This is a genomic window from Pseudomonas fluorescens (assembly GCF_012974785.1).
Classification (GTDB): Bacteria; Pseudomonadota; Gammaproteobacteria; order Pseudomonadales; family Pseudomonadaceae; genus Aquipseudomonas; species Aquipseudomonas fluorescens_BT.
In genome coordinates, this window is sequence record NZ_CP027561.1 from 4,375,988 (window position 1) to 4,396,722 (window position 20,735).

The window sequence follows — 20,735 nt, forward strand, 5'->3', positions numbered from 1 at the left end:
CCGCCGGGCCTGCATTTCAATGTTCAGCCGAGAAGGTCACTCAGAGGAATAAAGGGCACCATCTCTCCCTGGATCAGGGTGCGCCCCTCCTGCACTTCTACCAACCCATCAGCCCAGGCGGCGCTACGCAGAACACCTGAACTCTGGTTTCGGTAGATGGTTGCGTGCCCCTGTTCCATGCGTCCCCGCAGGAACTCACGCCGATTGCCGGCCTGGGGCCAGACGAATCCAGCCGGTACTGGAAACTTGAGAGGTTCTACATCCTGCACACCCTGGCGACGCAGCAGATAGGGCTTGGTCAACAGCGCAAAGGTCACCAGGGTGGATGCCGGATTACCAGGCAGGCCGATGACCGGAACACTTCGAAAGTGACCGACAGTCAAAGGTTTCCCGGGTTTGATTGCCAGCTTCCAGAGTGTCAGCTCTCCCTCTTCCCTCAGCGCAACGCCAAGGAAATCCGCTTCCCCAACCGATACGCCTCCGGTCGACAGAATCAGATCGGCCTCCTTGAGCTCCCCAAGACGTGCGCGGGTGGTGGGCAAGTCATCCGGAAGAATCCCGGCATCCAGCACTTCACAGCCCAATCGCTGCAGCCAGCTGCACAGCACCACCCGGTTGCTGTTGTAAATCTGCCCCGGACCCAGTGCCGTTCCCGGTTCAACCAGCTCATCACCAGTGGACAATACTGCCACGCGGATCTTGCGGACCACATCAAGGCCGGCGCAGCCCAAAGACGCCGCCAACCCTTGCTCGATCGGACCGAGACGGGTTCCGGCAGACAGGATCAACTCGCCGACGGTGGTTTCCTGTCCCTGCGGACGGATGTTCTGACCGGACACCATGGGCTCGATAAACCGCACTCGTCCGTCGGACTCGATCACGGCGTTTTCCTGCATCTCGACGCAATCGGCGCCCGGCGGAACGGGTGCCCCTGTAAAGATACGGGCACAGGTGCCCGGCTCCAGCGGTTCAGGCGCCTGACCGGCAAAAATCTTCTGACTGACAGGCATCGTCTCACCGGTCCGGTCGGCCAGGTTCAGGGCATAACCGTCCATGGCACTGTTGGGCCATGGCGGCAGATCCAGTGTCGAAACCAGATCCTGTGCCAGCACCCGGCCCTCGACCTGCGCCAGTGGCAGATACTCGGATTCGACAATCCGCGAGGCGTCCGCCATTTCCAGCAGACGCGCCAATGCTTCCTCGACCGGCATCAGGCTGCCGGTCTTGCCAGGCTTACCCGCGGGATTCACAGGGAGCCGCCTGTTTCAGATGAGGGACGAAATTGCACGGGCGGTGCCGTGAATCCAGTTGCTCGGCCAGGATGCCGTCCCAACCGGTGCGTACCGCGTTGGTCGAGCCCGGCAGGCAGCAGACTAGCGTACCGTTGGCCAGCCCCGCCAATGCCCGGGATTGCACAGTGGAAGTGCCGATATCGGCCACCGAAATCTGGCGGAACAGCTCACCAAAACCATCGACTTGTTTGTCGAGCAGGCATGCAACGGCTTCCGGCGTGCTGTCTCGACCGGTAAACCCGGTGCCTCCAGTGATCAGCACCACTTGCACGACGTCTTCGGCGATCCAATGGGCGACTTGTGCACGGATTTTGTAGAGGTCATCTTTGAGCAATACCCGCTCAGCCAGGTTATGGCCGGCAGCGGTCAAACGGTCGACGAAAATCTGGCCGGAGGTATCGGTTTCCAGCGTACGGGTGTCACTGACTGTGAGTACCGCGATATTGAGCGGTGCGAAAGGTACATCAGCCTTGGCTTTCATAGGCTCGTCCAGTTGTAGGGGAAACAGCCCGGTGTTATATCACAGCGCTCCATTTTTTCGCCGAACCTGCGGAGAGTCGCCATGACTTCGAATACGCTATTGCCACCCTGCTCCGTCCTCTTGCTGGCCGGCGGACGCGGCCAGCGCATGGGCGGCCAGGACAAGGGACTCGTCGAGTGGCAGGGCGAACCGCTGATCGCTCATCTGCAGCGCAAGGTACGCCCCATGACGGATGACCTGATCATCTCCTGCAACCGCAATCATGAACGTTACGCATCTTTCGCAGATCAACTGGTGAGCGATGACGTGGAGGACTTTCCGGGGCCGCTGGCCGGTATTCGCGCAGGTTTGCGCGCTGCCCGCCACACCCACTTGCTGGTCCTGCCTTGTGATGTACCGCGAATCGACCTCCCCTTGCTCCAGGAAATGCGCGAGACCGCCAGCCTGTACCCTGAAAATCCGTTGATGCTGCGTCATGATGACCACTGGGAACCCTTGCTTTGCGTCATCCCGGTGGCGCTGCTGCCAGCGTTCGAAGACGCCTGGCACGAAGGAGAACGCAGCCCGGGCCGGCTCATGCGCAGCCTTGGCGCCCAGGCTCTGATCTGCCCGGACAACGACCCGCGACTGGCCAATCTCAATACCCCGGAACTGTTAAGCTCTCATAACACTGTGTCAGACTGACCGCATTCAAGGAACTCTCACGCCTTGCATACGTCTACAAGTTCAGTAACCAAAAGAATTCCCTTCGGAGACAAACACATGACTCAACGGACTCTCGCCACTTTCATGCTCGCACTGGGCCTGGCCACCCTCGCCGGTTGCGCTTCGCCAACGGTGATCACCTTGAATGACGGTCGCGAAATCCAGGCCGTCGACTCGCCTAAATACGACAAGGATTCGGGCTTCTACGAGTTCGAGCAACTGGACGGCAAGCAGACTCGCATCAACAAGGATCAGGTTCGCACCGTTAAAGAGCTGTAAGCGCCCCCTGACACGAAAAAGCCCGCATGATGCGGGCTTTTTCGTGGGCGGTAGAATGTTGCTCTACAGATCACCAGTCCAGAGTGATCCGGCTTTCAAATTCACGTACCTGCCCCGTGACCGGATCGATGAACCGCAAACCCTGCGCCAGAAGCTTGAGTGGTTTTGAGTAGTCATCCTCAACATCCTTGAGCACCTCGGGATAGAACGGATCATTGCAGATGCTCGCGCCCAGCGCCGTCATATGCACCCGCAACTGATGTTTTTTTCCGGTCACTGGAAACAGGCCATAGCGCCAGAGTTCGCCGTTGCGTTCTCGAACCTCCACTGCAGTCTCGGTATTACTGACGCCCGGAACCTCCTGCATGCGGAAAAAAGGCTCTCCATCAACCAGCCGGCTTTTGTGCACCAAAGGAAAGTCCAGTCCCGGAAGCGCGGCTGCAATCGCCTCATAACGCTTTTCGATTTGCCGTGTCGGGAACAATGACTGATAGGCCGAACGACTCTGGGGATTGGCCGAGAAAATCACCAAACCGGCGGTGTGCCGGTCAATTCGGTGCAGCGGCACCAGATGCGGATTGTCCAGACGGCGAATCAACCTGCGCAGTAACGTCTGCTCTACATATTCACCCGCCGGAGTCACGGGGAGAAAGTGCGGCTTGTCCGCCACGACCAGATGCTCGTCCGTATACAGAATCGACTCGATCACCGGAATCGGTTTTTCATCCGGGACTTCACGAAAATAGTGGATACGCATGCCTTCTTTGTAGGGCAAGTCCACTGCTATCGGTTGCCCCTGACCGTCCAGTACACGCCCCCGGGCAATCCTGTCGAGCCATTGCTCACGCCCGATGGCACTGAAATGATCGCAGAGACAATCGAACACCGTCCGCCAGTCACCGGGGGGCAGATAAAGCGTGCTGGCCTGATTCTGTGCGGCGGAAAATGTTGGTGCGCTGGACATACGGAAAACTCGAACCCTCAAAACAGAGCGGCATTATCCAGCACAGCACACGACGGGCCTAGCGGAATCAGGCCGGGATCGACTTGAGAGCCGCCGCTTCAGTGAATTCCTTCAACCAACGCAGCACATCGACGGCCTCCCAGCGACCCGGGTCATACAACGCGTACAGCAATCCCTGATAGCCGACCACATCCAGTTGCTTGTGGTAGCCGGCGCGCTGAAACAACGCCTCGATCTCGGCAAAGCAGGTATTGAAATGGAGCTTGTTGAACGGCGTCTTGCCTTCCGTGACCAGACCGTCCAGACGCAACTCGTGGACCGCCTCGCGCACCACGTCGACCGACATCCGGTTCACGCTGCTTTTCAACTGTTCGACATTGACCACGATTCATCCCTCTGGCGTACCGACTGCCCTGCACATTGTCCAGAGAGGACACAGCATGACCAGTCACACTCAATTACTGTATGCGCATACAGTAACCGAATAATCCGGCCAGTGCCAAGGATGGATGATCGCCGCGATGAATGGGCGCAAGAGGATCAACGCAGGAATGCCACCACCTGATCGGCGCTGAATGGCCACCCCAGTTCCGCGCCGGTATCGGTTCGTCGCAGAACCGGAATTCGCAGACTGTAGGCCTCGAACCAGGACTCATCCTCAGCGATGTCCACCAGTTCCACCAGCAGGCCATGCTCGACAAATGGCATCAACTCGGCTTCGGCGACTTCACACAGATGGCACCCCAGGGTGCCGAACAACTGGCATTCAGGAAGCATGTGCGCTGTATCCAGAAATTTGAGTGGTCATTCTAGGCCCGACCCGCAGACCCGTCGAGCGATCGGAAGCTTCAAACCTTCGAGCAGAATCATCCTCGTAAAACCCTGACGCAAATCAGCCCGGGAAAAGGCGAATTGCATGATGCTCCAGTGTTTTTTGCCTCTACGCTTGTTTAGCTCGCCACCATTGCCGGAGTGTCTTGTGTTCGCCAACCTGTTGATCATTCTCGCCTCGTCCCTGGTAGTGATTGCCCTGTTCCGACGCCTGCGTCTGCCGCCAGTGCTGGGATATCTGTGTGTGGGATTGATGGTCGGCCCGCAGGCGTTCGACTGGATCAACGAAAGCGAGCATCTGCCTGACCTTGCCGAACTGGGTGTGGTGTTTCTGTTGTTTTCCCTGGGACTGGAATTCTCCCTGTCGAAAATGATTGCCCTGCGCCAGGTGGTGTTTCGCCTGGGCAGTCAGCAAGTACTGATCAGCACGGCCTTGCTGGGAGGCGTGCTGATGCTGCTGGGCATGCCCTTCACGCCGGCGTTGTTACTTGGCGCGGGCCTTTCGTTGTCATCGACGGCCATCGTCACCAAGGAACTGGGCAGCCTCGGAGAAATCTTCAGCAGCCACGGCCAGAACGCAGTGGGCGTCCTGTTGTTTCAGGATGTGGTGGCCGTGTTGTTGCTGACACTGGTGCCCGTATTTGCCGGAAGCAGCGATCAGGCCTGGTATTGGGCATTACCCCTGACACTGATCAAGACCGTGGTGCTGTTTTTCGGTTTGCTGCTGGCCAGTCGCTGGCTGTTGCCGCGCTTGTTCCAGGAAGTGGCGGCATCACGTTCGGCCGAGCTGTTTGTGCTGTTGGCGCTGGTGATCGTATTGCTCACGGCATGGCTGACTCACCTGCTCGGTCTGTCGCCAGCCCTCGGCGCGTTCCTCGCTGGCATGCTGCTGGGGGAGAGTCATTACCGGCACCAGATCGAAGCCGATCTCCGGCCGTTCCGCGACATCCTGCTCGGCCTGTTCTTCGTCAGCATCGGCATGCTGATCGACCTGCAACTGTTCGCCAGCCACAGTCTGCTGATTCTCGCCATGACTCTGGGTCTGCTGGTGATCAAGGGCTCAGTGGTGGCGCTGCTGGTGAAATGGCGTGGCAACGACAATGAAACCGCCTGGCGCAGCGGCCTGGCACTGGCTCAGGGAGGCGAGTTCTGTTTCGCCCTGATGGCGCAGATGCAGCAGAATCAACTGATGCCCGCCGACCTCGGTGCCCTTCTGCTGGCCGCGACATTTTGCTCGATGCTGCTGACGCCGCTGATGCTCCGCGCTGCACCGCGCATCGCCGCCGCACTGCACCGCAAACCCAATCAGGAAGCACAGATCGAGGAAATCAGCGCCCTTAATGCCGGCCTCGACCAGCATGTGGTGATCTGCGGTTACGGCCGTGTCGGTCAGTCGATCGGACGCTTCATGCGCAATGCCGGGCAGCCTTATGTCGCGCTGGACAATGACCCGGTGCGCATACAGGAAGCGGCAACCGTCGAACGAGACGTGCATTACGGCGACTCCTCCCGCGCCGACCTGCTGACCGCGGTCGGCTTGCTCCGCGCCAGATTGCTGGTGATTGCCGTGGATCAGAGCGATGTCGCCTTGCGGGTGCTCAAGGAAGCCCGGCGACTCAACCCGAAAGTGCCGATTCTGGTACGCACCCGCGATGACAGCCAGTGGGCCGAACTGAAAGCCGCCGGCGCCAGCGAAGTGGTGCCGGAGTTGTTGGAATCAAGCCTGATGCTTGCCTCTCATGCCTTGATTCTGCTTGGTCTGCCGGCACACCAGGTGCAGGAGAAAGTCGATCGGGTGCGCATCGACCGCTATCGCCTGCTGCATGGTTTTTACCCGGGTGCCGAAGATGAAGAGATCTAGTCCTGGCTCACCGCGCCGATCTTGTGCAGCGAAAGATCAGCGCCGTAATACTCCTGCTCCTGGCTGAGGCGCAGACCATGCATCGCCTTGATCGAACCATACACGGCGAAACCGCCGACCAGCGCGACCAGCACGCCCAACGCCGTGCCGATCAACTGGCTGATCAGGCTGACGCCGCCAAGCCCGCCCAACGCGGTCGAGCCGAAGATCCCGCAGGCGATGCCACCCCACACGCCACACAAGCCGTGCAACGGCCAGACACCCAGCACGTCGTCGATCCGCCATTTGACCTGCGCCGCCGTGAAGCACCAGACAAACAGGGCGCCAGCAATCACACCGGTCACCAGCGCGCCCACCGGATGCATCAGGTCAGAGCCGGCACACACCGCCACCAGACCGGCCAACGGGCCGTTGTGCAGAAAGCCCGGGTCATTGCGCCCGACGATCAGCGCCGCCACCGTGCCGCCCACCATCGCCATCAACGAATTGACCGCCACCAGCCCGCTAACGCCTTGCAGGGTTTGCGCGCTCATCACGTTGAAGCCGAACCAGCCGACAATCAGGATCCACGAGCCCAGCGCCAGAAACGGAATGCTCGAAGGCGCGAAGGCCACCAACCGGCCATCGCGATAGCGGCCGTTGCGCGGGCCCAGCAACAGCACCGCCGCCAGCGCCAGCCAGCCGCCCATGGCGTGAACCACCACGGAGCCGGCGAAATCATGAAACGCGGCGCCGAATCGCGCGGCCAGCCAGGCTTGCAGACCATAGTTGCCGTTCCAGATCATCCCCTCGAAAAACGGATAGATGAATGCAACGATCAGCGCCGTCGCGCACAACTGCGGAACGAACCGTGCCCGCTCGGCAATGCCGCCGGAAATGATTGCCGGAATCGCCGCGGCGAACGTCAGCAGGAAGAAAAACTTCACCAACCCGTAACCATGATCGGCGCTGAGCACCGCCGCCGGTTGCAGGAACGTCACCCCGTACGAAATCCAATAGCCTATAAAGAAATAGGCCAGCGTCGACACTGCGAAGTCGCTGAGAATCTTCGACAGGGCGTTGACCTGATTCTTCTGTCGAACCGTTCCGACCTCCAGAAAGGCGAAACCGGCGTGCATGGCCAGCACCATGACCGCGCCGATAAGAATGAACAACGTGTTGGAACTGTGAACGAGCGTATCCACCGCGCTTTGCAGATTTTCCATGAAGAGGCAGACCCAAGGCTGAAAAAGGCACCAAATCGGTTCATGCAGACATTTCATGCACCAAGTTGCGACCGCGCAGTCACGAACCCAAGGGGCCGCTGAACCGCTTTGGCGCACGAGGTCGATGTCCTGAGCTGAACCCGTATCATCCGGGCTATGATTTCCCGGTGTCGCGCCCGGCAACAGCGCACTGATGCCGTATGACGCACCACGACACAGCAAAAGATGTACCAGTCATTTGTACTGAACCTTCACGCAAGGCTCATACTCGAAAGTTTCAGAAGCCGCTTCAGACCGCCACTTACGGAGATCCCCAATGGCCAGCACCAAGGCAAAGACTGCTCAAGAAATCCTGATGAACGACTTCCAGACCCTGGTCAGCGACACCGAACGGTTGCTGGAACACACCGCCACGCTGGCCGGTGACCAGGCTGATGAGTTGCGTGAACAGATCCATGAAAGTCTGCTGCGCGCGCGGGAAACCCTGAAGCTGACCGAAGACACCCTGCGCCAGCGTGGAAAGGCTGCGGTCACCGCCACTGAAGATTACGTGTCGGCCAATCCATGGCAATCGGTGGGCATCGCCGCCGGGGTAGGCTTTCTGATCGGCCTGCTGGCCACGCGGCGCTGATCATGTCGATCGGTGAATCGGGCCCGACTGCGGGCACTGCCTCTTCCACACGGCGCCTGGGTGCAGCCGTACTCGGTCTTTTGCACAGTCACGTCGAATTGTTCGGCATCGAGCTGCAGGAACAGAAGGCACGAACCGTCAGCCTGTTGCTGTTCGCCGGCCTGGCGCTGGTGTTTGCACTGCTGTTGCTGGTGGGCCTGTCGACCCTCGTCCTGATCGTGTTCTGGGACACGTATCGACTCGCCGCCATCATCGGCCTGTGTGTGTTCTACACCCTGGCAGCGATCTTCTGCGGGCTGCGTCTGAAGGCTGCGATCTTCGATGAATCCTCGCCCTTCCACGGCACCCTGGAAGAGCTGGCCAACGACCGGGAGCGCCTGCTGCCATGAGCCTGCCTGAACTTCCGCACAACAGCTCACGCCGGGAAATGCGCAAGGCCCTGATCCGCCTGCGCATGGAGATGCATCGTCAGGAAATCCGCCACGAAACCGGCCAGGTGCTGCAGCCCCTGCATCGCATGCGTGGCATGACGCAAAACCTGCAGGACGGTTTCGGCATCAAGCACGCGCCTTTATGGGGCGTGGCGGCGGTGACGCTGCTGGGCTTTCTCACCGGCAAGGGTGCGAAAAGCGGTGGCGTCGGCGGTCTGAGTCGGTTGATCCGCCTCGGCACCAGCCTTGCGCCGCTGATCAAACTGGTGATGCAGAACTCGGGCAAACGCTGAGCTCCACATCTGGCTGCATTCTTGCACTGCTGGCGGGATTGAATCTCTTCACCCGGAGATTCAATCCCGTTCGCCTTTCTGGCGGGCAGGACTCGACCAGAACAACAATGACCAAGGAGGCCCCGTGATCGACGGGCAACCGCTCGCCTGCTTTCAGCCTTTCATCGATACCGCTACCGGACGCATTGCAGGCGTCGAGGCATTGGGTCGATTGCGCCAGACGCACGGGCAACTGACATCGGTCGGGCCGCTGTTCGCCGACCCGCGAACCCCCGCTACCGCTTTGCGCCGCCTAGACCGGCAGATTCGTGACAATGCGTTGAGCCGATTTCACGAAGCACCGCCGGACTGGTTTCTCAGCCTCAACATGTCTCCGCGCTGGATCAGCCGCTTGCGCGCAGACCAGGCGCTGCCCAGTCTCAAACAACTCGCCCGGCATGGCGTCGATCCGCAGCGGATTGTCTTCGAGATCACCGAGCTGGGCGGCAACAGTCAGCGCCTGTCCGAAGTGGTCGCGCGCTATCGGGATGCCGGGGCGCGGATCGCTATCGACGATTTCGGCGCCGGGTATTCACAGCTCGATCGCGTGCTGGCGTTGCAGCCGGACATCCTCAAGCTCGACATGCGTCTGTTTCAGGCCGCAGCTCTCGGCGGACCCAGCAGCGATGTGGTCAAGGCACTGGCGCAGATGGCGGAAAAGACCGGTTGCCGGATCATCGCCGAAGGCGTGGAGACCGCAGCGCAGCTGAATTTCGCGCTGGAATGTGGTTCACGCTATGTGCAGGGTTTTCTGTTCGCCCGGGCACAGGAGGCATTTTTCGCGACGGACGCTTTCGTCCAGCGCTTCGCCGAACTGCGCCAGGCCTATGTAAAGCAAAAACTCGTCGAGCGCGGCAAGTTGATGACCATGCGTCAACAGCTCAGCGAATTGATGACGATCCTGCAGACCTGGGCCCAGACCCATGCACCGCTCAGTGCGTTGCCGCAACTGGATGCCTTTCCGTGGTTGCTGCGGTTTTATCAGTGCGATCGCCAGGGCACGCAACTGACACCGAATCTGGAATGGCGCCAAAGTGGTTGGGTCGCCGACAACCGTTATCTGGGCCACAACTGGTCCTGGCGCCCCTACTTCTACCATCTTCTGGCCGAAGGCTGGGAAGAACGCCGGCTGACGCTTTCCAACACCTACCGCGATGCCACCAGCAACCAGTACTGCCTGACCGCCGGACAGTTTTTCGACAATGGCGAGCGCCTGCTGTTGATCGACATCGACGCCGCCGGGTTGTAGTTGCGCTTGCAGACACTCGCCCGAACCGGGAAGCTAGGGCACCAGTCACCCGACGGAGAGAATCAGCCTTGGATTGGCAAACCCTGCTCAACCGCGAACGTCTCGGCAAGCCGCTGCACAGCCCGCAGGAACTCGGCCGCAGCCCGTTCCACAAAGATCATGACCGCATCATTTTCTCCGGCGCCTTTCGCCGCCTGGGCCGCAAGACTCAGGTGCATCCCGTGTCGAGCAACGACCACATCCACACACGCCTGACCCACTCGCTGGAAGTCAGTTGCGTCGGTCGTTCATTGGGCATGCGCGTCGGTGAAACCCTGCGTCGCGCACTGCCCGAATGGTGCGAACCGAGCGACCTGGGCATGGTCGTGCAGTCCGCCTGCCTGGCCCATGACATCGGCAATCCGCCTTTCGGCCATTCCGGCGAAGACGCCATTCGCCATTGGTTCCAGCAGGCCGCCGGACGCGGCTGGCTGGATGCGATGAGTGATGCCGAGCGCGGGGACTTCCTGAATTTCGAAGGCAATGCCCAAGGGTTCCGGGTTCTCACGCAACTGGAATATCACCAGTTCGACGGGGGCACCCGGTTGACCTACGCGACCCTCGGCACTTACCTCAAGTACCCGTGGACCGCCCGTCACGCCGACTCTCTGGGTTACAAGAAACACAAGTTCGGCTGCTATCAGAGCGAGCTGCCTCTGCTGGAGCAAATAGCCCACAAGCTCGGCCTGCCGCAACTTGAGGAGCAACGCTGGGCCCGTCATCCGCTGGTCTATCTGATGGAGGCGGCGGACGATATCTGCTATGCGCTGATCGATCTGGAAGATGGCCTGGAGATGGAGTTGCTGGAATACGCCGAGGTCGAGTCGCTGCTGCTCGGTCTGGTCGGCGATGATCTGCCGGAAACCTATCGGCAACTGGGTCCGCTGGATTCACGCCGGCGCAAACTGGCGATCCTGCGGGGCAAGGCCATCGAGCACCTGACCAACGCCGCCGCCCGGGCCTTCGTCGAGCAACAGGACGCACTGCTGGCCGGGACGCTGCATGGTGATCTTGTGGAGCACATGCATGGTCCGGCCAAACGTTGCGTGCTGAATGCCAAGGACATCGCCCGAAAGAAAATCTTTCAGGACAAACGCAAGACCCTGCATGAGATCGGTGCCTACACAACACTGGAAATTCTGCTCAACGCGTTTTGCGGCGCCGCCCTGGAACAGCACAACGGCCGTACACCGTCCTTCAAGAGCCGCAGGATTCTCGATTTGCTGGGCAACAACGCACCAGATCCACACGGCCCGTTGCACGCATCGTTCCTGCGCATGATCGACTTCATCGCCGGCATGACCGACAGCTACGCCAGTGACATGGCTCTGGAAATGACGGGGCGTTCCAGTCATTGAGTCGCTGCCCGACCGTTCAAAGCCTTGACCGGTCGGGCGCGAATTGCGGGAGCGCAACAAGCTTCCTGCTTCAAGTTGACAGTTGCGCTCTATGTCGCCGTCAAAACCCGAAACAACAATCCACGGATGGACGACAAACATTAAACAAGCTGCTTCTTCAAAATGGCACTGTCTTGCAATATGAAAGCCGAACTTGAAACCCTACTCTCTACCTAAGCCAAAACTAGTTCACGCGTAGTCTTATTCCTCTTTACTTGTAGGAACAATCCTAGATTGCCACTGAAGCACTGGGGCTTCATGCGACCGCTCATCCAACTGAGCTAAGGTGCGCCCTTTATTCGCGCCCGCATGGAACTTTATATGAACTCCGTTTTTATCGTCGACGATCATCCCGTTATTCGTCTTGCCGTTCGAATGTTGTTGGAACATGAAGGTTACAAAGTCGTCGGTGAAACCGATAACGGGGTCGATGCCATGCAAATGGTTCGTGAATGCGCCCCCGACCTGATCATTCTCGACATCAGCATTCCGAAGCTGGACGGTCTGGAAGTTCTGGCCCGTTTCAATGCCATGAGCTCTCCGTTCAAGACACTGATACTGACCGCGCAGTGCCCCACACTGTTCGGCATTCGCTGCATGCAGTCCGGCGCATCGGGTTATGTGTGCAAGCAGGAAGACCTGAGTGAACTGGTCAGCGCCATCAAGGCTGTTCTTTCCGGTTACAACTACTTCCCCAGTCAGGCCCTGAACCCGGTGCGCAGCGATGATGTGCGCTACACGGAGCTGGAACTGTTCAAAGCCGTTAATGACCGGGAATTAATGGTATTGCAACTATTTGCCCAAGGTCGCACTAACAAGGAAATCGCCAAAGGCATGTTCCTCAGCAACAAGACCGTCAGCACTTATAAAAAACGGCTGATGCAGAAACTCAAGGCCAAGTCCCTTGTAGAACTTATCGAAATGGCCAAACGTAACGCACTCGTGTGAGAGCCAACATGCCCAGCCGTCTAAAGAACTGTCTGATTGTAGTGAGTGCATGTCTGGGGCTAATCACGCCTGCAAGCGCCATGTCCGTCACTTCACAAGACCTGACCCTGATCAGCCGTGCGACCGAAAGGCTGCTGCCGGACGTGCTTGAACCTTCGCAACGAGGCTGGTTGCACAAGCGCAACGAGTTGATTCTGGGCACATCCGCTCCGGACTATCCGCCTTTTGACATGACCTCCAGCGGCCGCGACTACGAAGGTTTCACGGCCGATTACGCAGGCCTGGTCGGCCAGGCAACCGGTCTGCCTGTCAGGGTAAAGCGTTTTGCCACACGAGATGCCGCGATACAGGCACTGATCGATGGCAGCATCGACATGCTCGGGACGTCCAATGGGCTGGAAGCGGAAAACGCCAGCCTCGTCCTGTCCAGACCCTACGCCATCGATCAACCGGTACTGGTGACCCGCGAAGGCGAAACCCGCTCACTGAGCGAGGGACTGGCCGGTCTGCGGCTGAGCATGCTGTATCACTATCTGCCGCTGGACGAGGTCAAGGCCTTGTACCCCAAAGCCCTTATCACGGCCTACCCGTCGTACCAGAATGCAATCAACGCAGTGGCATTCGATCAGGCCGATGTGTTTCTCGGCGACACCATTTCCACTCACTACATGATCAGCAAGGGATACCTGAACAACATCCGCATGGCCAACTTCGGCAAGCACGAAGCCCATGGTTTCAGTTTTGCCGTGCGTCGCGACAACCCTCAATTGCTGGGCATCATCGATGCCGTGCTCAAGGCCGTCCCGGCCAGCGAGCGGGAAAACATCGCCAAACGCTGGAGCGCCGGCAGCGACACCTTGCTGACTGACCAGAAACTGCAACTGACCCACCGTGAAGAACAATGGTTGAAAAGACATCCGGTGGTAAGCGTGGTCGTCAACGAGGCCTTCGCCCCCCTGACGTTCTTCGACACCGACGGCAATTTTCGCGGCATCAGCGCCGACCTGTTCGAACTCATCCGCCTGCGCACCGGGCTGCGCTTCGAAGTCCACCGCAGCCGCAGTGACGCCGAGATGATCAAACAGATCGAAAATCATCAGGTCGACCTGATCGCCGCCCTGCTGCCCACGCCCCAACGGGAGGAAACCCTCAGGTTCAGTCGTCCTTACCTTGAAAACTCCTACGTCCTGCTGACCCGCAAAGCTGCCGACAGCCCGACGCATCTCGGGCAGCTCAAGCGCAAGCGCCTTGCCATAGCCCAGGGCAATCCGATGATCGGCTACTTGCGCCGCGAGTTTCCGCGCATCCAGTTGATCGAAACGCCGGACACCTTCAGTGCGGTGGCATTGCTCGACGAAGGCCAGGTCGACGGGGCGGTGAACTCGCTGGTGATCGCCAACTATTTCATCGCCTCACACATTTTCGAACAGCCACTGCAGATCACCACCACCATCGGCACGAGTCAGGCGGCATTTTCCGTCGCAACAGCCCGTGACAACCCGGAGCTGAGTTCGATCATCGACAAGACGTTGATGAGCATCACGCCCGAGGAACTGGGCATCATCAATGGTCGCTGGCGCGGCTATTCAAGTCTTTCCCAGGGCGCCTGGCACCAGTATCGGCGTCTGTTCTACCAGGTCATCGGCGGAGCCGGCCTGCTCCTGCTGCTGTCACTGCTGTGGAATGCCTACATGCGCCGCCAGATCAGGCAGCGCAAAGCAGCCGAACGCGCCCTGAACGATCAACTGGAGTTCATGCGCTCCTTGCTCAACGGTACGCCACACCCGATCTACGTACGTGATCGACAGGGACTGCTGCAAAGCTGCAACGACAGTTACCTCGAAGCCTTCAATGCCCGGCGCGAGGACGTCATTGGCAAAAGCGTCATGGAGGGCGCACTGAACAACGCCTTCGAAGCACGGGTCTTTCAGGCCGATTACCAGCGAGTGGTGAGTGAGGGCAAGCCGCTCGTGCTCGACCGGCCCCTGCACATCGGTAACCGGCGCCTGACGATCTACCACTGGATCCTGCCGTACCGCGACTCCAGCGGTGAAGTTCAGGGCATCATCGGCGGCTGGATCGACATCAGCGAGCGACATGAACTGTTCGACGAACTTCGCGCCGCCAAGGAACGGGCGGATGAAGCCAACCGGGCCAAGAGTACGTTCCTGGCGACCATGAGCCACGAAATCCGCACGCCGATGAACGCGGTGATCGGCATGCTCGAACTGACCCTCAAACGCCTGGACAAGACACATCCGGACCGCTCCAGCATCGAAACCGCCTACAGTTCGGCCAAGGACCTGCTGGGGCTGATCGGCGACATTCTGGATATCGCCAGAATCGAATCCGGGCGCCTGAGCCTGAGCCCCGAGCGGGTCAACCTCGTTGCAACCATCGGCTCGGTGATCAGGATATTCGAAGGCCTGGCTCGCCAGAAGCATCTGAGCCTGGTGCTGAACCTCTCCCCTCCCGAACTGGACGTCGACGTGCATCTGGATCCGCTGCGCTTCAAGCAGGTGTTGTCGAACCTGATCAGCAATGCGATCAAGTTCACCGAACAAGGGCAAGTGAGGATCACGCTGGAGCTTGTGGCCGGCGAGCCCCCTGAATGTTCACGGGTGCAGTTGACCGTACAGGACAGCGGTATCGGTATCACTGCCGAGGATCAACGGCGTCTCTTCGAGCCTTTCGCCCAGGCTCGCCATGGAAAGTGCCGGGCAATCAGTGGTGCCGGCCTGGGGCTGGTCATCAGTCGCAACCTCTGCGAAATGATGGGCGGAACATTGCAACTGAGCAGCCAGTCGGGGATCGGCACACAGGTGAGTGTGTCGTTGCCACTGACAATCCTGCCCGCCGAAGTGACGAACCCGAAACAGGAACCGCAGATCGAGACCGCCCTGACGCCACTCAATGTTCTGGTGGTCGACGATCATCCAGCCAATCGCCTGCTGATGTGCCAGCAACTGGAGTACCTCGGCCATCGCTTCAGCATCGCCGAAGAGGGGCGCAGCGCACTGGAATTATGGAAAGACAACGAATTCGACCTGGTCATTGCCGATTGCAACATGCCTGTCATGAACGGCTACGAACTGACCCGTGCGATCCGCCGTCACGAAAGGCTCACGCAGCGTCCGGCCTGCGCGGTGCTCGGGTTTACCGCCAATGCCCAGCCGGAAGAGATCCTTCGCTGCAGACAGGCCGGCATGAATGAGTGCCTGTTCAAACCCCTGAGCCTGAGCGTCTTGAGCCAGTGGGTCGACAGCGTACGGCCACTGTTCCGCACACCCGCGTTCAACCTGCAGGGAATGCACTCGCTGACGGGTGGAAACCCGGCACAGGTCCGGCGACTGCTGACCGAACTGCTCAACAGCAGTCGCCTGGACCGCCAGGACCTGCAAGCCCTGTCCCGAGGAGGAAACCACCAGGCACTGGCCGAGATTGCGCACAGGATCAAAGGCGCCGCACGCATTGCTCAGGCCACCCGCCTGATCGACAGTTGCGATGCACTTGAACAGGCCTGTCTGCAGACATTGCCGCAGAGCGAGATCGCACGCCGTTGCGAAGACAGCCATGACGCCATCCTCGAACTGGAAAATGCGTTGGAGAAAGCACTTGAGCAACGACAGATGACATCCGACCAGAGCAGAGTGAGCGGGCCTTAACTATGCTTGAACGCTGAGCAGTGTGTTTATCAACACGGAGAGTCCGCAATGCCCAGCCCACTGCGCCCGGAACAACGCCGGTTCCCATTGCACGTGCACATCAGCGTCATGTTCACCTTTCTGCTGTTGCTCACCGGCGTGGTGCTGGGATTGTTCAACTACCGGCAGACCACGCAGATCATTCTGTCGAGCGGCGAAAAGCTCTTCGAACGCATCGAACAGGATGTACGCGTCGATCTGCAATCGACCTATGCACCGATCCGGCACTTGTTGAGTCTGCTTGCAGACACTCCGGGATCCCGGGCAACCACCCTCGAACAACGCCTGACCTTGCTCAAGCCGTTCAGCCAGTCACTGGCGGACAATCCGGACCTGGCTTCGCTGTATCTGGGTTACGACAACGGTGACTTCTTCATGGTGCGGCCATTGCGCACCGCCTCACTGAAAGCCTTGCTCAAGGCGCCGGATGCAGCGGCGTATCAGGTCTGGAGCATCGAGCATGACGCCAGCGGCAAGGCCCGCTCGCAATCGCTGTTCTTCGACCGGGCGTTGACCGCGCTCGGTCGCACCGACAATCAGGACGACGCCTACGACCCGCGCGGCCGGGCCTGGTACACACTCGCGCAGCAGCAGGACGAGCAAGTCACCACCGAGCCCTACGTATTTTTTTCCACCCGCAATGTCGGCACTACTCTCGCCCGACGCAGCGGCGAACACGCGGTGATTGCTGCCGACCTGACCCTCGACGCGCTGTCGGCGACCCTGACCAAGCATGTGGTGACGCCGGCGACCGAAATTGTCCTCTTCGATGCCGATGGCAACGCCGTGGCGTATCCCGACAGCAGCCGGCTGATCGTCGACGACCGGACCGCCCGCCTGGCCCGGGCGGCCGACCTGAGCCCGAGCCTGCATGCCCTGTTGTCCAGTGAACACCAGAGCAATCGACTGAAAGCCGACGGGCGACGCTGGATCGTCGCCCGCAGCCACTTGCAGGAAGGCGGACCGACAGGCCTGCAGTTGGCCTTGTTGGTCCCGGAGGATGAGTTACTGGTCGATGCCTATCGCATGCGCTGGCAAGGCGCACTGATCACCCTGGCCACGTTGTTGCTGTGCCTGCCACTGGGCTGGCTGATCTCGCGGATTCTGGTCAAACCTCTGCATGCACTGGTCAGGGAGGCCGACGCAATCCGCAGTTTCGATTTCAACTTCCCGGTGACCCGGCGCTCGCTGGTGCTGGAGATCGATCAGTTGAGCCTGTCGATGGCACGCATGAAAGACACCCTGGCCAGCTTCTTTCGCATCACCGACAGCCTGACCGCCGAAACCCGCTTCGCCCCTTTGCTGCAAAGGGTTCTGTTCGAAACGGTACAGATTGCCCAGGCCCAGGCAGGCCTGATTTATCTGCGCGAAAACGATGGCAATCGCATGGAGCCTTACGGTCTGGTGATCGATGGCAGTTCCCGGACACTGGCCGAGTTCGATGTTCAAGGCTACAACCTTGATGCCACGCAAAGCCCCGAGTGGTTCGAGCAACTGGGGCGTGCCGACAACGCCGTGAGCAGCCTGGGCTTCGAACAGGCCGCCGACCTGCAAAAGGTCCTGCTGGCCATGGCCACGCCACGGGTCCATCTGATCGGTCTGCGCCTGCACAACCGACACAACGAGACGGTCGGCCTGCTGCTGTTGCTGCTCAACGACAGCGGCACCACCCTCGACCTGGAAAAGCTGCGGCCCGACCGCATCGCTTTTCTGCAGGCGGTGTCCGGTGCCGCAGCGGTGTGCATCGAGAGCCAGCGCCTGCAAGCCCGGCAAAAACAGCTGCTCGATGCGTTCATTCAACTGCTGGCCGGCGCCATCGATGCCAAGAGCCCTTACACCGGCGGCCACTGTCAGCGCGTACCGGAACTGACGCTGATGCTCGCCCATGCCGCGGCGGCCAGCGAGGCCCCGGCCTTCAGCGACTACCAGCCCACCGAAGATGAATGGGAAGCCCTGCATATCGCCGCGTGGCTGCACGACTGCGGCAAAGTCACGACCCCGGAATACGTCGTCGACAAAGCCACCAAACTGGAAACCCTGAACGATCGCATCCATGAAATCCGCACCCGCTTCGAAGTGCTCAAACGCGATGCGTGGATCAGCTACTGGCAAGCGCTGGCGTCGGGGGGTGACGAAGGACAATTGGCCCGCCTGCGCGACGCGACATTGACGGCTCTGGATGACGATTTCAGTTTTGTCGCCCGCTGCAACCTGGGCAGTGAGACCATGGCCGATGCCGACCTGCAGCGTCTTGAAGGTATTGCACAACGCACCTGGACACGCACGCTGGATGATCGCCTGGGCGTTTCATGGGAGGAAAACCGACGCCAGGCACGCACGTCGACGCCGACGCTGCCGGTCAGCGAAAGGTTATTGGCGGACAAGCCCGAGCACTTGCTCGAACGCGCCGACAGCGAGCTGATTCCGGAAGACAATCGGTGGGGATTCAAACTCGACGTCCCGCGCTACAAATACAATCGCGGCGAACTGTACAACCTGAGCATCCCCCGTGGCACCCTGACCCGCGAGGAGCGTTACATCATCAATCACCACATAGTGCAGACGATCCTGATGCTCAGCCATCTGCCCTTCCCCGGGCATCTGAACAACGTGGCGGAAATTGCCGGCGGCCACCATGAGAAAATGGACGGCACCGGTTACCCGAAACGTTTGAAGCGCGAAGAAATGAGCCTGCCGGCACGGATGATGGCGATCGCCGATATTTTCGAAGCACTGACCGCCGCCGACCGCCCCTACAAAAAGGCCAAGACTCTCAGCGAAGCGCTGGGAATCATGGCCACCATGTGCCGCGAGGCGCACATCGATGCCGAGCTGTTCGGCCTGTTCATCCGCGAGGGCCTGTACCTGCAGTACGCCAGCCGTTTCCTCGACCCGCAACAGATCGATGCGGTCGACCCCGCTGGCGTGTTGCACAAGGCGGGGCTTGCGGCGTGATCAGCAGTCGGTCAGGCGCAGGAAAATCGCCGCCAGCCGTTCGATACCGGCCTGATCGTCTGCACCGAAACGCGAAAGCTTCGGGCTGTCGAGGTCGAGCACACCGATCAGGCGACCTTCCTTGACCAGCGGCACCACCAGCTCGCTGTTCGATGCGCTGTCACAGGCGATGTGACCGGGAAACGCGTGAACATCCTCGACCCGTTGGGTCTGCAGGCTGGCCGCTGCAGCGCCACACACGCCGCGACCGAACGGTATGCGTACGCAGGCAATCTGGCCCTGAAACGGGCCGAGCACCAGCTCTTCATTACGATTGAGGTAGAAACCGGCCCAGTTCAGATCATCGAGCTGGTTGAACAGGAACGCCGAAAACTGTGCGGCGTTGGCGATGAAATCGCGCTCGTCCGCCAGCAGCGACTCCAGTTGCGCGGCCAACATGCCATAGCCTTCGAGGCCCTGGCCGCTTTGTTGCAAATCAATCATGCCTTGTGCTCCAGCAATTTGAGTCCCACCCAGTAGCGGGCGAATTGGTACGCGCAACGTCCGTTGCGGTTGCCACGGCCGGTTGCCCAGCGCACGGCGAGAATGTCCAGTTGTTCGTCGCGCTGCCAGGTCAGCCCGGCCTTGGCGGCCAACTGGCCGATCCAGTGTTCGACGACATTGAGGAAATGTTCCTGGGTGAACGGATAGAACGACAGCCACAGGCCAAAGCGATCCGACAGGGCGATCTTGTCTTCCACCGCTTCGCTTGGATGCAGCTCGCCGTCGACGCGTTTCCAGTTTTCGTTGTCGCTTTCCTTTTCCGGCACCAGGTGGCGACGGTTGGAAGTGGCGTACAGCAACACGTTGTCCGGTGCCTGCTCCAGCGAGCCATCCAGCACGCTTTTCAGTACCCGGTAATCACCCTCACCGGACTCGAACGACAGGTCATCGCAAAACAGCACGAAACGTTGCGGCAGTTTGGCGATCTGCTCCACCACACGTGGCAGGTCGGCCAGGTGATCGCGCTCGATCTCGATCAGACGCAGGCCTGCCTTGGCGTGCTCAGCCAGCAATGCCCGCACCAGCGAGGATTTGCCGGTACCGCGCGAACCCCAGAGCAGCGCATGGTTGGCCGGCATGCCGTCGAGGAACTGCTGGGTATTGCGCCCCAGCTGTTCCAGTTGCCGATCGACACCGATCAGGTCCGACAGGCGCATGTCGAGACTGACTTCCAGTGGCAGCAGGTAGCCGCTGCGTCCATCGCGTTGCCAGCGGGCGGCCAGGCAAGTGCCCCAGTCGATGACCGGGCGTGGTGCCGGCAGCAGCGGTTCGATCCGCGCCAGAACCGACTCGGCGCGCTCAAGAAAAGCATTCAATCGGGAATCCACGTCTTCTCCTCGGGCTGGTTCACAGTGATGATGGCGATACAGCGACAACCGATAGCGTTCG

Annotated in this window: 19 protein-coding genes; 11 read left to right on the top strand and 8 right to left on the bottom strand. The window is 60.0% G+C overall.

Annotation, left to right across the window (positions count from 1 at the left end; translation table 11 throughout):
• Positions 1-23: 23 nt before the first annotated feature.
• Together C6Y56_RS19715 and moaB are read right to left on the bottom strand one after the other, a co-directional pair.
• A complete protein-coding gene (locus C6Y56_RS19715) occupies positions 24-1,250 on the bottom strand; it encodes a molybdopterin molybdotransferase MoeA (protein ID WP_169431296.1) in 1,227 nt (408 codons plus the stop codon).
• Entirely contained in the window at positions 1,234-1,773 is a 540-nt protein-coding gene (gene moaB, locus C6Y56_RS19720) for a molybdenum cofactor biosynthesis protein B (protein ID WP_169431297.1), read from the bottom strand. Before moaB ends, C6Y56_RS19715 begins: the two co-directional genes overlap by 17 nt.
• 81 nt (positions 1,774-1,854) lie before the next feature.
• Here moaB and mobA point away from each other — a divergent pair, with 81 nt between their 5' ends.
• Together mobA and C6Y56_RS19730 are read left to right on the top strand one after the other, a co-directional pair.
• Positions 1,855-2,457 carry a molybdenum cofactor guanylyltransferase MobA gene (gene mobA, locus C6Y56_RS19725; protein ID WP_169431298.1) on the top strand — a complete coding sequence of 201 codons (603 nt, stop codon included), beginning with the start codon at positions 1,855-1,857 and terminating at the stop codon, positions 2,455-2,457.
• Positions 2,458-2,535: 78 nt separating this feature from the next.
• The gene (locus tag C6Y56_RS19730; RefSeq protein ID WP_085710733.1) at positions 2,536-2,757 is read left to right on the top strand and encodes a YgdI/YgdR family lipoprotein; all 222 of its coding nucleotides are present in this window, start codon (positions 2,536-2,538) and stop codon (positions 2,755-2,757) included.
• A 70-nt stretch (positions 2,758-2,827) separates the two neighbouring features.
• Here the strand turns inward: C6Y56_RS19730 and C6Y56_RS19735 are convergent, their stop codons facing one another.
• The 3 genes from C6Y56_RS19735 to C6Y56_RS19745 all read right to left on the bottom strand — a co-directional run bounded on the left by C6Y56_RS19735 (position 2,828) and on the right by C6Y56_RS19745 (position 4,498).
• Positions 2,828-3,721, bottom strand: coding sequence for a pseudouridine synthase (locus C6Y56_RS19735; RefSeq protein WP_169431299.1), 894 nt, complete (start codon positions 3,719-3,721; stop codon positions 2,828-2,830).
• A 67-nt stretch (positions 3,722-3,788) separates the two neighbouring features.
• The gene (locus tag C6Y56_RS19740) at positions 3,789-4,106 is read right to left on the bottom strand and encodes a transcriptional regulator (protein WP_085730606.1); all 318 of its coding nucleotides are present in this window, start codon (positions 4,104-4,106) and stop codon (positions 3,789-3,791) included.
• Between the two features lie 155 nt (positions 4,107-4,261).
• A complete protein-coding gene (locus tag C6Y56_RS19745; RefSeq protein WP_169431300.1) occupies positions 4,262-4,498 on the bottom strand; it encodes a glutaredoxin family protein in 237 nt (78 codons plus the stop codon).
• Positions 4,499-4,700: 202 nt separating this feature from the next.
• On the opposite strand from C6Y56_RS19745, the gene C6Y56_RS19750 reads away from it, so the two are divergent.
• Entirely contained in the window at positions 4,701-6,413 is a 1,713-nt protein-coding gene (locus C6Y56_RS19750) for a cation:proton antiporter (RefSeq protein ID WP_169431301.1), read from the top strand.
• On the opposite strand, the gene C6Y56_RS19755 is transcribed toward C6Y56_RS19750, so the two are convergent.
• Positions 6,410-7,618: an ammonium transporter gene (locus C6Y56_RS19755; protein WP_169431302.1), complete on the bottom strand. Its 1,209-nt coding sequence runs from the start codon at positions 7,616-7,618 to the stop codon at positions 6,410-6,412. The genes C6Y56_RS19750 and C6Y56_RS19755 overlap by 4 nt on opposite strands.
• Positions 7,619-7,934: 316 nt before the next feature.
• Here C6Y56_RS19755 and C6Y56_RS19760 point away from each other — a divergent pair, with 316 nt between their 5' ends.
• From C6Y56_RS19760 to C6Y56_RS19795, 8 genes are all read left to right on the top strand, one after another.
• Positions 7,935-8,249: a DUF883 family protein gene (locus C6Y56_RS19760; protein ID WP_169431303.1), complete on the top strand. Its 315-nt coding sequence runs from the start codon at positions 7,935-7,937 to the stop codon at positions 8,247-8,249.
• A 2-nt stretch (positions 8,250-8,251) separates the two neighbouring features.
• Complete coding sequence (locus C6Y56_RS19765) at positions 8,252-8,638, top strand: phage holin family protein (protein WP_065257074.1); 387 nt, start codon at positions 8,252-8,254, stop codon at positions 8,636-8,638.
• The gene (locus tag C6Y56_RS19770; protein ID WP_169431304.1) at positions 8,635-8,973 is read left to right on the top strand and encodes a hypothetical protein; all 339 of its coding nucleotides are present in this window, start codon (positions 8,635-8,637) and stop codon (positions 8,971-8,973) included. Before C6Y56_RS19765 ends, C6Y56_RS19770 begins: the two co-directional genes overlap by 4 nt.
• 124 nt (positions 8,974-9,097) lie before the next feature.
• Positions 9,098-10,261 carry an EAL domain-containing protein gene (locus C6Y56_RS19775; RefSeq protein WP_169431305.1) on the top strand — a complete coding sequence of 388 codons (1,164 nt, stop codon included), beginning with the start codon at positions 9,098-9,100 and terminating at the stop codon, positions 10,259-10,261.
• 68 nt (positions 10,262-10,329) lie between these two features.
• Positions 10,330-11,658, top strand: a complete 1,329-nt coding sequence (locus tag C6Y56_RS19780) for a deoxyguanosinetriphosphate triphosphohydrolase (protein WP_169431306.1) — start codon at positions 10,330-10,332, stop codon at positions 11,656-11,658.
• Between the two features lie 360 nt (positions 11,659-12,018).
• Positions 12,019-12,645 (top strand): response regulator transcription factor, encoded by a 627-nt coding sequence (locus C6Y56_RS19785; protein WP_169431307.1) that lies wholly within the window; start codon positions 12,019-12,021, stop codon positions 12,643-12,645.
• A gap of 8 nt (positions 12,646-12,653) precedes the next feature.
• On the top strand, positions 12,654-16,310 hold the full coding sequence (locus C6Y56_RS19790) for a transporter substrate-binding domain-containing protein (protein WP_169431308.1): 3,657 nt from the start codon (positions 12,654-12,656) through the stop codon (positions 16,308-16,310).
• 48 nt (positions 16,311-16,358) lie between these two features.
• The gene (locus C6Y56_RS19795) at positions 16,359-19,304 is read left to right on the top strand and encodes an HD domain-containing phosphohydrolase (protein WP_169431309.1); all 2,946 of its coding nucleotides are present in this window, start codon (positions 16,359-16,361) and stop codon (positions 19,302-19,304) included.
• On the opposite strand, the gene C6Y56_RS19800 is transcribed toward C6Y56_RS19795, so the two are convergent.
• Entirely contained in the window at positions 19,305-19,787 is a 483-nt protein-coding gene (locus tag C6Y56_RS19800; protein WP_169431310.1) for a GAF domain-containing protein, read from the bottom strand. It abuts the gene before it with no gap.
• Positions 19,784-20,674 (bottom strand): ATP-binding protein, encoded by an 891-nt coding sequence (locus C6Y56_RS19805; protein WP_085710747.1) that lies wholly within the window; start codon positions 20,672-20,674, stop codon positions 19,784-19,786. Before C6Y56_RS19805 ends, C6Y56_RS19800 begins: the two co-directional genes overlap by 4 nt.
• Positions 20,675-20,735: the final 61 nt, after the last annotated feature.